The sequence below is a fragment of the Mesorhizobium captivum genome, assembly GCF_033977165.1.
Taxonomy (GTDB): Bacteria; Pseudomonadota; Alphaproteobacteria; order Rhizobiales; family Rhizobiaceae; genus Mesorhizobium; species Mesorhizobium captivum.
The window spans coordinates 76,656-92,406 of the sequence record NZ_JAVIJB010000025.1 but is presented as its reverse complement, the minus strand read 5'-3'; the positions used below and the strand labels follow the sequence as shown (position 1 = coordinate 92,406).

13 protein-coding genes are annotated in these 15,751 nt (G+C 63.7%); 7 read left to right on the top strand and 6 right to left on the bottom strand.

What is annotated here, in order from left to right; translation table 11 throughout:
- Positions 1 to 24: 24 nt before the first annotated feature.
- The 5 genes from RFM40_RS21090 to RFM40_RS21070 form a co-directional block, all read right to left on the bottom strand.
- Complete coding sequence (locus RFM40_RS21090; RefSeq protein ID WP_320222032.1) at positions 25 to 990, bottom strand: ABC transporter permease; 966 nt, start codon at positions 988 to 990, stop codon at positions 25 to 27.
- Positions 987 to 2,540: a sugar ABC transporter ATP-binding protein gene (locus RFM40_RS21085; protein ID WP_320228117.1), complete on the bottom strand. Its 1,554-nt coding sequence runs from the start codon at positions 2,538 to 2,540 to the stop codon at positions 987 to 989. The genes RFM40_RS21090 and RFM40_RS21085 overlap by 4 nt, the downstream gene beginning before the upstream one ends.
- Positions 2,541 to 2,761: 221 nt before the next feature.
- The gene (locus tag RFM40_RS21080; protein WP_320228118.1) at positions 2,762 to 3,757 is read right to left on the bottom strand and encodes an ABC transporter substrate-binding protein; all 996 of its coding nucleotides are present in this window, start codon (positions 3,755 to 3,757) and stop codon (positions 2,762 to 2,764) included.
- A gap of 342 nt (positions 3,758 to 4,099) precedes the next feature.
- The gene (locus RFM40_RS21075) at positions 4,100 to 5,098 is read right to left on the bottom strand and encodes an aldo/keto reductase (protein ID WP_320228119.1); all 999 of its coding nucleotides are present in this window, start codon (positions 5,096 to 5,098) and stop codon (positions 4,100 to 4,102) included.
- A gap of 44 nt (positions 5,099 to 5,142) precedes the next feature.
- On the bottom strand, positions 5,143 to 6,648 hold the full coding sequence (locus RFM40_RS21070; protein ID WP_320228120.1) for a UxaA family hydrolase: 1,506 nt from the start codon (positions 6,646 to 6,648) through the stop codon (positions 5,143 to 5,145).
- Positions 6,649 to 6,888: 240 nt separating this feature from the next.
- Here RFM40_RS21070 and RFM40_RS21065 point away from each other — a divergent pair, with 240 nt between their 5' ends.
- From RFM40_RS21065 to gndA, 6 genes are all read left to right on the top strand, one after another.
- The gene (locus RFM40_RS21065) at positions 6,889 to 7,791 is read left to right on the top strand and encodes a GntR family transcriptional regulator (protein WP_320228121.1); all 903 of its coding nucleotides are present in this window, start codon (positions 6,889 to 6,891) and stop codon (positions 7,789 to 7,791) included.
- A gap of 229 nt (positions 7,792 to 8,020) precedes the next feature.
- A complete protein-coding gene (locus RFM40_RS21060) occupies positions 8,021 to 8,368 on the top strand; it encodes a DUF2946 family protein (RefSeq protein WP_320222026.1) in 348 nt (115 codons plus the stop codon).
- Positions 8,369 to 8,477: 109 nt separating this feature from the next.
- Entirely contained in the window at positions 8,478 to 9,020 is a 543-nt protein-coding gene (locus tag RFM40_RS21055; RefSeq protein ID WP_320228122.1) for a copper chaperone PCu(A)C, read from the top strand.
- 38 nt (positions 9,021 to 9,058) lie between these two features.
- Positions 9,059 to 9,577: a YcnI family copper-binding membrane protein gene (locus tag RFM40_RS21050; protein ID WP_320228123.1), complete on the top strand. Its 519-nt coding sequence runs from the start codon at positions 9,059 to 9,061 to the stop codon at positions 9,575 to 9,577.
- Positions 9,578 to 9,629: 52 nt separating this feature from the next.
- Positions 9,630 to 11,264, top strand: a complete 1,635-nt coding sequence (locus tag RFM40_RS21045; RefSeq protein ID WP_320228124.1) for a copper resistance CopC/CopD family protein — start codon at positions 9,630 to 9,632, stop codon at positions 11,262 to 11,264.
- Positions 11,265 to 11,376: 112 nt separating this feature from the next.
- A complete protein-coding gene (gene gndA, locus RFM40_RS21040) occupies positions 11,377 to 12,801 on the top strand; it encodes an NADP-dependent phosphogluconate dehydrogenase (RefSeq protein ID WP_320228125.1) in 1,425 nt (474 codons plus the stop codon).
- 266 nt (positions 12,802 to 13,067) lie between these two features.
- On the opposite strand, the gene RFM40_RS21035 is transcribed toward gndA, so the two are convergent.
- Positions 13,068 to 14,111: a LacI family transcriptional regulator gene (locus RFM40_RS21035; protein WP_320228126.1), complete on the bottom strand. Its 1,044-nt coding sequence runs from the start codon at positions 14,109 to 14,111 to the stop codon at positions 13,068 to 13,070.
- 384 nt (positions 14,112 to 14,495) lie between these two features.
- Here RFM40_RS21035 and RFM40_RS21030 point away from each other — a divergent pair, with 384 nt between their 5' ends.
- Entirely contained in the window at positions 14,496 to 15,734 is a 1,239-nt protein-coding gene (locus RFM40_RS21030) for an ABC transporter substrate-binding protein (RefSeq protein WP_320228127.1), read from the top strand.
- Positions 15,735 to 15,751: the final 17 nt, after the last annotated feature.

Genomic DNA, 15,751 nt, shown 5'->3' with positions numbered 1-15,751 from the left:
TCGGGGCCGGCGCGTCATTCATGGTTATTTGCCGCGACGGCGCAGGCCGTCGAAGTAGACGATGACAATGATCAGCACGCCGGTGATGATGCGCTGCCAGAAGGCATTGACGTTGAGCAGGTTGGCGCCGTTGTTGATGGTGGCCAGAATGAAAGCGCCAAGCAGCGGTCCGTGCACGGAGCCGACCGCGCCGAACAGCGAGGTGCCGCCGATCACCGACGAGGCAATCGCCTGCAGTTCCCAACCCTCGGCCTGCGTCGGATTGCCGATGCCGATGCGCGAGGCCAGCAGCACGCCAACGAAAGCCGCGCAGAGACCCGATAGCGTATAGGCCATATAGATGGTGCGCTGGACATTGACGCCCGACAGGCGCGAGGCCTCGGCGTTGGAGCCGACCGAGAACAGATATCGGCCCCAACGGCTGTGATGCAGGAAGACATAGGCGGGGATGCCGACCAGGATCACCATCCAGAACAGGTTGGGGATGCCGACGAAGGAACCGCGCGAGAACTCCTGGAAGGCGTCGTTGTTGATCGAGATCGAATTGCCGTTGGTCATCAGCAGGCCGATGCCGCGCAACGAGGTTAGCGTCGCCAACGTGATGATGAAGGGCGGCAGGCCCATCTTGACGATGCCAAAGCCATGGAACAGGCCGATGGCGACGCCCACAAGCAAGGTGATGAGGATGGCGGCGAAGACCGGCACTCCGGCATTGATCAGCATCGCCGTGGTTACGGTGCAGAAGCCGACAACCGCGCCGACCGAAAGGTCGATGCCGCCGGTGATGATGACGAAGGTCTGACCGACCGCGAGGATGGCGATCATCGAACCCTGGCGGAGCAGGTTCGAGATGTTGTTGGCCGAGGCGAAGCTTGGCGTCGCCACCGACAGGATGATCCACAAGAGAACCAGCAGCGCCAGCAGTGTCAGCCCGAACAGGGCGTTGTAATTGCGCTTGGGTTTTTCGGCAGGGATCGCCTCGGTGCTCATTTTTGTCCTCCCGTCTTTTCTTGTTTCTCGGCCAGTGCCTGGCTCAAAATGTCCTCGTGGCTTGCAGTGTGGAAACCATGCGTGGCGACCAGCTTGCCGCGCCGGAACACGTGCAGCGTGTCGGCGAGCTCATAGACTTCCGGCAGATAGGACGAGATCAGGATGATGCCGGCGCCCTTGGACAGAAGCGTCGAGAACAGGCGGTAGATCTCGGCCTTGGTGCCGACATCGACGCCGACCGTCGGCTCGTCGAAGATGAACAGCTTGGCGCCGTGCGCCAGCCATTTGCCGATGACGATCTTCTGCTGGTTGCCGCCGGACAGGCTGGAGGCCAGCGCATGGCGCGTCGGCGTCTTGATGCGCAGATCGGCGATCTGGCGGTCGGCCTCGGCCTTCTCGCGTGAGCCGGAGATCAGAAGATTGCTCGAAATGCGCTTGTAGATCGGCAGGTTGAGGTTCATGCTGACCGGCAGGTTGAGGCAAAGGCCCTGGTCGCGGCGGCTTTCCGGCGCCAGCGCCATACCGAGCCTTATAGCGTCATGCTCGGAATTGACCTGCACCTCCTTGCCTTGCCAAAAAATCTGGCCGGCCGACTTTCTGTGACGGCCGTAGAGCGTGGTGACGAACTCGCTGCGGCCGGCGCCGATCAGGCCGTAAAGGCCGACGATCTCGCCGGCGCGGACGGTCACCGAAACGTTCTCAAAACCTTTGCCGGAGAGGCTCCGCGTCTCCACGATCGTCGCGCCCGGCGTGAAATGCTCCTTGTGATAGATCTGCTCAATCGAGCGGTTGATCATCAGCTTGACCAGTTCCGGCTCATTGGTCTCGGCGATGTTGCGGGTGCCGACGAGGGTGCCGTCGCGCAGCACCGAAACGCGGTCGGCAAGCTCGAACACCTCCTCCATGCGGTGGCTGATGTAGATGATGGTGACACCTTCGCCCTTCAGCCGGCGGATCAGCTTGAACAGCTGGTCGGCTTCCTTGCGGGTGAGGTAGGCAGTCGGTTCGTCGAAGATCAGGAATTTGGTGCCGCGCACCGTGGCGCGGGCGGCGGCGATCAGTTGCTGCTGGCCGATGGTGAGGTCGCCGAGCATGACATGCGCCGGCAGGTCGAAACCGAGATCGTCGATGATCTTCTGCGCGTCCTTGACCATGGCGCGTTGCTGCAGGATGCCGAAGCGGGACTCTTCCTCGCCGAGGAACATGTTGGCGGCGACGGTAAGGTGGCGGCAGAGCACGACCTCCTGGTGGACGGCATTGATGCCGAGCGCCATCGCTTCATGCGGCGTGGCCAGCGCCTCGGGCTTGCCTTCCCAGATCACCTCGCCGGAGGTGCGCGGCATGACGCCGGTCAAAAGTTTGATGAGCGTCGATTTGCCGGCGCCGTTCTCGCCCACGATGGCGTGGATCTCGGCTGCCTTGAAGGCAAGGTCCACCGGCTTCAGCGCATGCGTGCCGGGATAGCGCTTTTCGAGCCCTTTGAGTTCCAGGATCGTCCGGCCGGGCTCCAGCGTTGGTGCGGGGTGCAGTTCCTGCGCCGTCGACGTCATGACAATCCTCCCAGACTGATCTCAACCGTTGGGGTACGCAGCGATGCGTCTTGATCGCGCATCTTGTTGGCGGAGCCTAAAGCTAGTTTACGCAATTCCGTACGGAAAACCGCTACACACTTTTCCTGGAATTGCGCAGGGCAAGCCGACGAATTTCCAAACCGCTTGCGGTGGATGTTTCCGGGGCGGTGAGGCCCCGGAAACGATTGTCGCGATGCCGCTCAGTTAAGCTTCGGGTTGAGCAGCGCGTCGATCTTCGGATCCTTCATGTTGTCCTTGGTGACGAGGTTGGCGCCGGTGTCGACATTGGCCTCGACCTTCTCGCCCTTCGAGGCGGCTAAAGCGGTCTTGATGCCGTCGTAACCCATCCGGTACGGATCCTGGACGACGAGGCCGGAGATGACGCCGTCGTTGAGGAACTTGATCAGCTTTTCGTCACTGTCGAAGCCGATCAGCCCGACCTTGCCGGCAAGGCTGTTCTCGGCGATCGCCTGGCCGACGCCTTGCGCCATGATCAGGTTGGAGGCGAAGATGCCCTTCAGATCCGGATTGGCGGTGATCAGGTCGGTGGCGATGTTGAGGCCGGTTGTGGCCTGGCCATCGGCATATTTGTCGGCGATCAGTTCGAGGCCGGGATATTTCGCCTTGAGCTGTTCCTTGAAGCCTTGCGCGCGCTGCTCGAGCGAGCCGGCGCCGGGCAGCGCGGTGATCAGCGCAACCTTGCCTTCGACCTTGCCGCCGTTGGCGGCGCCGATCGCTGCGGCAAGACCGTCAGCCGCAACGCGGCCGCCCTGGACGTTGTCGGTGGTCAGGAACGAGGTGAAGGCCTTGGAGTCGGCACCGGAGTCGATGCCGATGACCTTGACCTTGGACGCGGCCTCGTCGATCGGCTTGCCGAGCGCCTTGGCTTCGGTCGGTGCGATAACGACGGCGGCCGGATTGCCGGCGACGGCATTCTCGAGGATCGAGATCTGGCCGTTGACGTCGGTCTCGGCCTGGGCGCCAAGCTCCGGCACGTTGATGCCGAGATCCTTGCCGGCCTTGCGGGCGCCGGCCAGCACGATCTGCCAGTAGAAGGACGTGGTGTCCTTGACGATGATCGGGATGGTTACGTCGGCCGCCGAGGCAGGTGCGGAATGCATTGCACCGGCCAGCATTGAGGCAGCGGCTAAAGCCACGAAAGCGCGGCGGTTGAGAAGGCTGGTCACGAATTTCATTAGGTTCCTCCCTAAGTCGCCTGGTGAAGGTTGCGGAAGCTCCATCTGGATAGGCGCGAGCCAAACAGAACTTTATCAATAAAAAACAGATACCGCATTTTGATAGTGCATCAGTCCGGCCGATGCAAGCGGTGTCTGGTGCCGTTTGCGTGATACCGGGCGAGGTATGATCGGCTCTGCCGGTTCCTCACTGGCCGCACCCGGATGCTTCCGTTCCTCCTTTCCAAAATGGAACACAGATTCCATATATCTGTCAATATGGAATATTCATTCCCTTATGGAAGTCGCATGATTGTGAAGCTCGGTACTGCCGACATAGCCGGCGGGCCGACCAACAGCATCTCAGCCGAGCTGCTGAACGATCGTGTAAGGATCGTATTTGGCGAACTCAGCCGCTGGCACCTCGATGTCGAGAAGTTCGAGATTGCGCGTCAGATTGGCGGGCTTGGCCGTGCCGGTCAGCACCGAGGCGACGACCGGCTCATGCAGCGGGAACTGAAATGCGGCGGCGGCCAGCGGATAGCCGCCTTCTCCGGCGATCCTTTCCATCGCGCCGACCCTGTCGAGAATATCCTTGCTCGCCGGCAGATAATCGAAATGCGCGCCGTGCACCGGGCCCGTCGCCAATATGCCCGAGTTGAAGACACCGCCGATGATCAGCGATGTCTGCCGCTCGCGGCAGAGCGGCAGCAGTTCGGCCTCGGCGCTGCGGTCGAGCAGCGAATAGCGGCTGGCGAGCAGGATGCAGTCGAGCGGCGCGCGGCGGAGCACGTCGAGGCAGATTTGCACCTCGTTGACGCCGAGGCCGTAGGCCGAGATCGTACCGGATGACTTCAGTTCTTCCAGCGCCTTCAGTCCGCCATCCATGAGCTGGCGGAAATGGATTTTCGTCGCCTCGACGCCATGCGTGTAGACGCCGATGTCGTGGACGAACAGGATGTCTATTCTGTTGAGGCCGAGCCGCGCGTAGGAAAACTCCACCGAGCGCATGATGCCGTCGTAGGAATAGTCGTAGTCGAGCGCGAAGGGCAGCGGATCGACATAGGAGTGATCGGGAACCTGGTTCTCCAGCACCGGCCGGAACAGGCGCCCGACCTTGGTCGAGAGCACGTAAGACGAGCGCGGCTTCTCGCGCAGGAAGTCGCCGGTCCGGCGCTCTGACAGGCCGAAGCCGTAGAAGGGCGCGGTGTCGAAATAGCGCAGGCCGCCATCCCAGGCCGTCTGCAGCGTTTCCATCGCGGGCTCGCGCGGACAGGCGCGATAAAGCCCGCCGATCGCTGCGCCGCCGAAGCTGATTTCAGTCACTTCGAGCGCAGTCGTGCCGATCCGGCGTTTGTTCATCAAAGCCTCCCCTTGCCGTTCGCCCGGCCGATGTTTTGAAATACTTAGAGCGTCGCGCCGAGGTGCCAGGGCACGAACTCGTTATCGCCGTAGCCGAACGCCTCGCTCTTGGTCTTGCGGCCGGACGCCGTCTCGATGATCAGCTCGAAGATCTCGCGGCCCATGCCGGCTATGGTCTTCTCGCCCGAGGCGATGACGCCGCAATTGACATCCATGTCCTCCTCCATCTGGTGGTACATGGTCGAGTTGGTGGCGACCTTGATCGACGGCGTCGGCCGGCAGCCGAAGCAGGAGCCGCGGCCGGTGGTAAAGACGATGACGTTGGCGCCGCCGGCGACCTGGCCAGTGGCCGAAACCGGGTCATAGCCAGGCGTGTCCATGAACACCAGGCCGCTGCCGCTGACCTTCTCGGCATAGCCGAAGACGCCGTTGAGCGACGTCTGGCCACCCTTCGCTACCGCGCCCAGCGACTTCTCGAGGATAGTGGTCAGGCCGCCGCGCTTGTTGCCGGGAGAGGGGTTGTTGTCGATCGAGGCGCCGTGCTTGGCGACATGGTCTTCCCACCACTTCACGTAGCTGTCGAGCTTGGCGGCGATTTCGGGCGAGGCGGCGCGGTAGGCGAGCAGATGCTCGGCGCCGTAAATCTCGGTGGTCTCGGACAGGATGCCGATGCCGCCGACGCCGGCGAGGATGTCGACCGCGGCGCCAAGCGCCGGGTTGGCGGTGATGCCGGACATGCCGTCCGAGCCGCCGCACTGCAGGCCGACGACGATCTCGCTGACCGGGATCGGCTCGCGCTGCAATTGGCCCACTTCCTCGGCGATCTCCGCCAGCACGCCCATCGCCTTCTCGACGGATTTGCGCGAGCCGCCAGCTTCCTGGATATTGAAGTGGCGTTTTCCCGCCGCGACGCCTTTCTGGCCGTACAGCGTGAGCTGGTTGACCTCGCAGCCCAGCCCCACCATCAGCACGCCGCCGAAATTCGGATGGCGCGCATAGCCGGCGAGCGTGCGATGCAGCACCATCATGCCGTCGCCGGTGGCGCTCATGCCGCAACCCTGGCCGTGAACGATCGGCACGAAGCCGTCGATGCCGGGATATTTGGGCAGCAGCACACGGTTGGCCTCGTCGGCGATGGCATGGCAGACGGTGGACGAGCAATTGACGCTGGCTACGATGCCGACGAAGTTGCGGGTTCCCGCGCGGCCGTCGGCGCGGCGATAGCCCATGAAGGTGCGCTTGCGGTCGGCCTCGGTGGCATGCTCGGCCTCGCTCGGCGGCACCACCGGCAAGCGTCCGCTCTCGAACACCAGATTGTGCGAGTGGACATGCTCGCCCGGCGCGATGTCCTGCGTTGCGCGGCCGATTGCCTGGGCATATTTCACCACCGCTTCGCCCGCCGCGATCGGCTTGATCGCCACCTTGTGGCCGGGGTCGATCGCTGCCACGGCAGCCGCGCCGCCGGGCAAGGCCGTGCCGATCTCGATGCGGCCATTGGCGACCGCGACATTGTCGGCGGGGGAAAGAAGAATGGTGTTTGCGGCGTTCACGGGCGGCTGTCCTGGGTAAACCTGGGAGTGTGGGCGGATTGACATGCGCCCGTTTGAGGATAATGTCTTTTATCGTGAAAAAACATTTTTGCGTCAATTGTTTTTTCAGCGCGTGCCGCGCGCCCTTTGGGCGTGTGGCAAAGCCGACGAAATCCGATTCCGCATTTCGCGGGCTTGCGCTAGGAACACCGATCATATCGCGCTTCCGGCGGACCGCCGCAAGCGTTGGGGATACGGGGCATGTCGAAGAGCAACAACGTCTACAAGGACGCCTTCAACCGCGGCTTGCGGCTGCTCGATGAAACCAGGAGCCTGCCGTCGGAGCCGGAGCTTGGGACGCTGCTCGGCGTCAGCCGCACCACGGTGCGCAGCATCCTTTCGCGCATGGAGGAGACCGGGCTGATTGCCTGGAACAAGCGCAACAAGACGGTGCTGCGGGCGCCGAAGCCGGAAGATTTCTTTCCCGAAGAGGAGACCGATTCGCTGGCCGAGATCATCGAGCGCTCCTTCATGCGCCGGCTGCTTGCCGAGGGCGCCGAGGCCGGCATGCAGATCAACGAGCTGGAGCTGGCGCGCGAGATCGGCGTCGGCACCACCAGCGTGCGCGAATTCCTGATCCGCTTCTCGCGCTTCGGCCTGATCGAAAAGCGACGCAACAGCCACTGGGTGCTGAAGGGCTTCACCCGCGCTTTCGCGCTGGAGCTGACCGAAATCCGCGAAATGTTCGAGCTGCGCTCGGCTGCCGCTTTCGTCGCGCTGCCGGAAGAGAGCGCGGTCTGGGCCGATCTCGACAGGCTGGAGGAGGAGCACCGCCAACTGGCCGGCGAGATCGCCACCCGCTTCAACGAATTCTCCGAGCTCGACGAGCGCTTCCACCGGCTGATCCACCGCGCCTCGCACAACCGCTTCATCGTCGATTTCTACGATGTGATCGCGATGATCTTCCATTACCATTACCAGTGGAACAAGGCGCAGGAACGTGAGCGCAACGAGGTCGCGGTCCAGGAGCATCTGGCCTATATCGCGGCGCTGAAATCGCGCGATCCCGGCAAGGTGGATGCCGCTTGCCGAAAGCATCTAAAGTCGGCGCGCCAGACGCTGCTGAGCTCCATTCCGGAAGGACGGCAGGTACAGCCTGCCTGATGCAGCACATCGCGCCGCGTTGCCGCAGGATGGTTTTGCCGATTTTCCGGTTGCTGCCCCCATGCTAGGGTCGGTTGAGTTGCTAGAGCAGTTCACCGTTTCACGGAAACGCCGAACTGCTCTAACTATTTGTTTCTACGCAGTTCCAGACGGAAAACCGTTACACACTTTTCCTGGAATTGCTTTAGGAAGAGGCAGGTCTTTGAAAATCCGGCTGAGGCGATGGAGCATGCCGGCCGCGTTCGTCGCGGCCCTGCTGCTGTTGCTCCAGTCGACGCTCGGCGCCTTTGCCTTCGGCGCGCCTTCGCAGCTCGATGCCTTCGGCAACGTCATCTGCACGCATGAAGGGGCGGTCAAGCTTCCAGGCGGCGATCCGCCTCAGCAGCATATGCCGGCCTGCTGCTCGCTTGGCTGCAGCATGGTGTCGCCGGCGCATATGCCGCCGCAAGATGCCGGCGCGTTAGCCAGAACACTCGTTTTCGAGGCGGTCGCTTTCCGGCTTCCCGCCTTCCGGCATCTCGATTTCGCCCGCGACCGCTCGCCGGCCAATCCACGAGCGCCGCCGGCTACGGTCTGACGCCACGACCCGCGGAACCTTTCGCGGGCGCATTCATCCAAGTTCAGACTGCCAAGTTCAGACTGCTCGCGACCGGATGACGGCGCGACCTCATAGCCATGGAGCAACCATGTCCAATTTTCTTCCTGCAGCGCGTGCGCACGCTCATCACGGCATGCCTTCACGCAGCTTCGAACACTTGAGTCTTGCCGTGTTCGTCCTCCTTCTCCTCTTAGCCTGCGTTCCCGGCGCCCTGGCGCATGAATTCAAGGCCGGCGACCTGGAAATCGGGCACCCGTGGTCGCGCGCGACGCCGCCCGGCGCCAAGGTGGCCGGCGGCTATTTCACGGTGACGAACAAGGGCAACTCGCCCGACCGGCTGCTGTCGATTTCCTCCGACATTTCGGACACGGCCGGGGTGCATGAAATGGGCGTCAAGGACGGCGTCATGACCATGCGATCGGTCAATGGCGGGCTGGAAATTCCTGCGGGCGGCAAGGTCGAGCTGAAGGCGGGCGGCTATCACGTGATGTTCGTCGGCCTGAAGCGGCAGCCCAAGCAGGGCGAGAAATTCCCGGCCACTTTGACCTTCGAGAAGGCCGGCAGCGTCACCGTCGAGTTCGCCGTCGAAGGCATGGGCGAAATGGGCGGCATGGACGATCACGCCGAGTGAATCCGCCATCCGCCAATTCGAAATCAGAGGGACAATTCATGAAAAAGTATCTTTTGGCGGCGGGCGCGCTTTGCGCGCTTGGCACCAATGCCGCGCTCGCCCACATCACGCTCGAAACCCAGGAAGCGGCCGTCGGCTCGACCTACAAGGCAATCTTACGCGTACCGCATGGCTGTGAAGGCAAGGCGACGACAGCGGTGCGGGTGCAGATCCCGGAAAGCGTCATCTCGGTAAAGCCGATGCCGAAGCCCGGCTGGACGCTGCAGACCAAGAAGGGCAGATACGAAAAGTCGTACCAGCTCTATGGCGAGACGCTGACCACCGGCGTCAAGGAGGTCGACTGGAGCGGCGGCAATTTGCCTGACGACTTCTATGACGAGTTCGTCTTCCGCGCTTCGCTCGCGGCCGATCTGCCGGCCGGCCAGATGCTCTATTTCCCGGTGGTGCAGGAATGCGGCGATGCCGCCGCTCGCTGGATCGAAATTCCGGCGGCAGGCCAGGATGAGGACGCGCTGGAAGATCCGGCGCCCGGCATCAAATTGCTGCCGAAGAAATGATCTCTTGATGGCGCGACCCATTCGGGCGCGCCATCGCTTCTCGAAAGACCGCATGAACGCAGCAATTTTCCCCGCCCGCCTGAGTGGCACCCGCATCAGCCCTGTCACCAGCGGCCTGGTGGCGGCCTTCGTGCTGATCGCGCTGCTGGTCTTGCCTTGCCGCGCCTTCGCGCATGCGGCCCTGGTCGCAACCGATCCGGCCGATGGCACGATGTTGGTGCAGAGCCCTGCGCATTTCTCGCTGACCTTCAGCGAGCCGGTCTCGCCATTGGTCCTCACTCTCGTGCGGCCGGACGGCACGCGGCTTGCGCTGACCTCCTTCCGTCTCACCGACCGGACCGTCGAGATCGATAATCCCGAGACGCTCAAATCCGGCATGCATGTGCTGAGCTGGCGGGTTATTTCGGAGGACGGCCATCCGGTCGGCGGTTCGGCGCTGTTTTCCGTCGGCGCGCCAAGTGCGGCGCCCGTCGCCGGTGAAACCGTCGACTGGTCGCTGCGCACGACGATCTGGATCGGCAAGTTCTTGCTCTATGCCGGCCTCTTTCTCGGCGTCGGCGGCGCCTTCTCTCTCGCCTGGCTCGTCGAATACCGCCGCTGCGGCCGGCGCTTCGTCATTGGCGCTCTGCTCTTCGGGCTGGCCGCTGCCCCGTTTTCGCTTGGCTTGCAGGGACTGGACTCGCTCGGCGCGCCGCTCGCCCGGTTCGCGACGCCGGTCGTCTGGCAGACAGCGCTTGAGACGAGCTTCAGTTGGACCGTGCTGGTTGGCTTGATCGCGCTTGGGCTGGCATTGCTGTCCCTTGTCGCACCGGGCGCTTCTCGCAAGCTGCTTGCGCTGGCAGGGCTTGTCGGCGTGGGCTTAGCGCTCGCCGCCTGCGGACATGCAAGTGCGGCCGAGCCGCAATGGCTGATGCGGCCTTTGGTGTTCCTGCACGGCACAGCCATTGCCTTCTGGACCGGCGCGCTGGCGCCGCTCGGCCTCGTTTTGCGACACCAGCCGGCTGAAGCGAAGGTTTTCCTGCGCCGGTTCTCGCGCGCGATCTTGCCCGTCGTTGCCGTGCTTGCCGCAAGCGGCATTGTGCTGGCGGTCATCCAGGTGCAGGAGCCGGCAGCGCTGATCAACACCGCCTATGGCCGCCTGCTGCTGCTGAAGCTCGCCCTGCTGCTGTTCCTGTTCACGCTGGGCTCCGTCAACCGCTGGACGCTGACCGCGCCGGCCGAGGCGGGCGACACGGAAGTGCAGCGGCGGCTGGTGCGTTCGATCGGCATCGAGACGCTGATCGTGCTCGCCATCTTCGGCGTCGCCGCCGGCTGGCGCTTCACGCCACCGCCACGCGCGCTGGCGATCGCCGCCGCGCAACCGGTATCGGTCCATATCCATACGCTGCAGGCGATGGCCGATCTCAGCATCACGCCCGGCCATGCAGGACAGGTCGTGGCTTCAATCGTCGTGATGACCGGCGATTTCGGTCCGCTCGATGCCAAGCAGGTGACGCTGGTGCTGTCGAAGCCGGATTCCGGCATCGAACCGATCAAGCGGCCGGCGACCAAGCCGGGCGACGGAACATGGCGCGTCGAGGATCTCGTCATCCCGCTGCCTGGCCGATGGAACGCCCGGCTTGATATCCTGGTTTCGGATTTCGAGGTGGTAAAGATCGAAGCGCCGATTGATATCAGAGCCCAGTGACCTAGACCGAGACACAATTCGGCGAGGCGGTTGACGCCGCAGCGAAGGCTCGTCAATCATCGCCTGCAAATCGACGGCCTCAACAAAAGCATTCGAAAGCAGGGAAGAAACGATGGAAAAAGCCGAAATCGGCCTGATCGGCCTTGGCACGATGGGCTCCAACCTGGCGCTCAACATCGCCGAGCATGGACACCGCATCGCCGTCTTCAACCGCACCGCGTCGCGCACCGACGCCTTCGTCGAGAGCGCCGGGCCGCTGAAGGACAGGGTCGTGCCCTGCTACAGCCTGGAGGAACTGGCCGCGGCGATCCGGCCGCCCAGGCCGATCATCATCATGGTGCTGGCCGGCAAGCCGGTCGACGAGCAGATCGCGGCGCTGCGCGGGGTGCTCTCCGACAACGACATCGTCATCGATGCCGGCAATGCCAATTTCCGCGACACGATGCGGCGCTTCTCCGAGCTGTCGGGCTCCGGCCTAACCTTCATCGGCATGGGCGTGTCCGGCGGCGAGGAGGGCGCGCGACATGGCCCGTCGATCATGGTCGGCGGTACGGAAGACTCCTGGAAGCGCGTCGAGAAGGTGCTGACGGCGATCTCCGCCAAGTTCAAGGACGAGCCATGCGCTGCCTGGCTCGGCACCGACGGCGCCGGCCATTTCGTCAAGACGATCCACAACGGCATCGAATATGCCGACATGCAGATGATCGCCGAGATCTACGGCATATTGCGCGACGGCCTCGGCATGGGCCCCAAGGAGATCGGCGCCGTCTTCGCCGACTGGAACAAGGGCCGGCTCAACTCCTACCTGATCGAGATCACCGCCAAGGTTCTGGCCGCCGACGATCCCAAGACCGGCAAGCCGATGGTCGACATCATCCTCGACCGCGCCGGCCAGAAGGGCACCGGCAAATGGTCAGTCATCGAGGCGCAGCAGCTCGGCATTCCGGCGACGGCAATCGAGGCCGCGGTGGCGGCGCGCGTACTGTCGTCGATCAAGGACGAGCGGCAGGCGGCGGAAAAGGCCTATGGCAATATCGGCGTCGAGAAGATTTCCGGCGACAGGGCGACGCTGCTGAAGGATCTGGAACTGGCGCTGTTCGCCGGCAAGATCGGCGCCTACGCGCAAGGCTTCGCGGTGATGAGCGGCGCCTCGAAGGAGTTCAACTGGAACCTGCCGATGCCGACCATCGCCAAGATCTGGCGCGCCGGCTGCATCATCCGCTCGCAGATGCTGGACACGATGGCCGAGGCTTTCGGCGCGGGCGGCGCTTCGACCAACCTGCTGATGGCGCCGGCTTTCATCGCGATGATGAAGGAGGCGCATCCATCGCTGCGGCGCATCGTGGCGAGGGCCTCGGAGGCAGGCTCGCCGGTGCCGGCGCTGTCCTCGGCGCTCGCCTATTTCGACAGCTACCGCCAGGGCCGCGGCACCTCGAACCTCATCCAGGCGCAGCGCGATTTCTTCGGCGCCCATGGCTTCGAGCGGATCGGCGAGCAGGGGGCGTTCCACGGGCCTTGGGGCAGCGGCGCCGCCTAGAGGCAGGTGAGGCCGGTCTGCAAATGGCGGTTTCCTGCGCTTCCGGCCTTCGCCGGCCGAAGCACTGATGAGTGGCGCGGCAGTTGAATTTAGGCTACGGCCGGCGTAGGCCGGTGCTCACGTACTTCAAGTACGCTCCGCTCCGGCCTTCGCCGGCCGAAGCCCTCATAAATGTCTCCGTCCTATGAAGGCTACGGCCGGCGTAGGCCGGTTCTCGGAAACTACCATTTTCGACTCGGCCTGACCTGCCTCACAAGTCGCGCCAATCAGCCCCGATAGGGCAGGACCTCGCCCGGCGTGCTGAGCGACTGCAGCGAGCCGGGCGCTGCGCCGCCGATCCAGCCGAGCACCGCGCGGGCGAGCTCGGAACCGGCGAGCCGGAAGTTCTCGTTGACGACGAGCAATTCCCGCCGGAACAGATGCAGCAGTTCCGACGACTGTTTCGAGACCACGTCGACGTCGCGGCCGAGCTTCAGGCCGGCATCCTCGATGCCGGCGACGACGGCAAGCGTGGCCGCGGCGGCGCTGCTGACGATGCCGTCCGGGCGATCGTCCCGGCGCATGAGCTGCGCGGTCCGCATCCTGATCTGCTCGATCGTGTGGTCGATGGAGACGGTGTTGAACGGCACCTCGCTGGCGCCGACCTCGCTCAGCGCATCGGCAAAGCCGTTCACCGTGTGACCGTAATAGGTGAGGCCGACCGGCGGCGTCACCAGGGCGAGGCGGCGCCGGCCCATGCCGGCGAGATGGCGCACCGCCTCGCTCGCGAAAGCGTAGTTGTCGAAGTCGTGATAGGGATGCACCAGCCCCATGTCGGTGCGGCCATGCGTGGCAAAGGGAATGCCGCGCTCCAGCATGTAGCGGGCCCGCGGATCGTTGGGCTGGGTGCGTGAAATGATGACGCCGTCGGCGGAGCCGGTTTCCACCAGGTAGCGCACCGGATCCAGCGGATCCTGCGAGCGCGAATAGGGCGTGACGATCAGGTGATAGGGCGTGTCGGCGATCACCTCGGTGACGCCATAGATGATGTCCGAGACGAAGCTCATGATCTCGTGCTCGGTGTTGAGCACGAGGCTGATGACATTGGTCTTGCCGGTTCTCAGCCTGACGCCGGCGCGGTTCGGCCGGTAGCCGATCTGCTTGGCGACGAGCTGGACGCGGCGCCTGGTCTCGGCGCCGATTTCGGGCGCATCCTTCAGCGCGCGCGAGACCGTCGTGACGCCAAGCCCGGTCATGAAGGCAAGCGTCTTCAGCGTCGGCCGTTCCTTGGCCGACGTCTGGTCGTCCTTCTCGGTAGCTCGTCTATCCATTCGTCCCGCCCATCCGGCGCATAGCAGCCGCGAGGCCTACCGGCAATCGTGCGCGTTGACATTTCGCGGCTTTCAGCCCGTGACGCGGTTCAATATACTGAAACGTTACAGGTTGCCAACGCCTGAGGCCAGAAGGCAAACCGCGATCCTCGCGATCAACGCTGTCGAAGTCGGTCCAAGGCTACTGGAATCGCAAAGAAATCTCCGGTTTCTTGCAGCTTTTGGCGCCATTCGATCAAGCTGAGCATGTTTGGGCTCTCTCAGGAGAAGGATTTTGTTCGCGTCTCGAAAAAATCTTGGACCAAGTTCATTCGAGGGGTTGCCTATGCCGGCCATTTGCCGTATCGAAAATCTGTAACGTTTCAGATTCTGGGAGGAACCGAAATGCGATACAAATTCCTGACTGCCGCGTTCGCGGCGACGGTCGCGCTGAACTTCGCCGGACCGGCTGCCGCGACCGACCTCGAAGTCACCCACTGGTGGACTTCGGGCGGCGAGGCGGCGGCGGTCGCTGAACTTGCCAAGGCCTTCGACGCGACCGGCAATCACTGGGTCGACGGCGCCATCGCCGGCTCCGGCGGCACGGCGCGGCCGATCATGATCAGCCGCATCACCGGCGGCGATCCGATGGGCGCCACCCAGTTCAACCACGGCCGGCAGGCGGAGGAACTCGTCCAGGCCGGGCTGATGCGCGACCTCACCGACATCGCCACCAAGGGCAAATGGACCGAAGTCGTGCGACCGAAGAGCCTGCTCGACTCTTGCACCATCGACGGCAAGATCTATTGCGTGCCGGTCAATATCCATTCCTGGCAGTGGCTCTGGCTGTCGAGCGAAGCCTTCCAGAAGGCGGGCGTGCCGATGCCTAAGGACTGGAACGAATTCGTGGCGGCCGCTCCGGCGCTGGAAAAGGCCGGCATCATCCCGTTGGCTGTCGGCGGACAGCCCTGGCAGGCATCGGGCGCCTTCGACGTGCTGCTCGCCGCGGTCGGCGGCACCGACGCCTTCCTCAAGGTCTACAAAGAAAAGGACGCCAAATTCGCCGGCGGTCCCGAGATCGCCAAGGTGTTCAAGGCGGCCGACGATGCTCGCAAGATGGCCAAGAACACCAATGTGCAGGACTGGAACCAGGCGACCAATCTCGTCATCACCGGCAAGGCCGGCGGCCAGATCATGGGCGACTGGGCGCAGGGCGAATTCCAGGTCGCCGGCAAGACCGCCGGCAAGGACTATACCTGCCTGCCCGGCCTCGGCCTGAACGAGGTCATCGCCACCGGCGGCGACGCCTTCTACTTCCCGCTGCTCAAGGACGCCGACAAGTCCAAGGCGCAGGAAGTTCTGGCCGAGACACTGCTCGATCCGAAGACCCAGGTCGCCTTCAATCTCAAGAAGGGCTCGCTGCCGGTGCGCGGCGACGTCGACCTCAACACGGCGAACGACTGCATGAAGAAGGGTCTCGCCATCCTCGCCAAGGGCGCCGTCATCCCGTGGACGGACCAGTTGCTCTCGCAGGACAGCCAAAAGCAGAAGGAGGATCTGTTCTCCGAATTCTTCGCCAAGCCCGACATGACGCTCGAAGAGGCGCAGAAGCGCTTCGCCGACATCATCGCTTCGGCCGACTGATCGACGGCGCCCCCGCC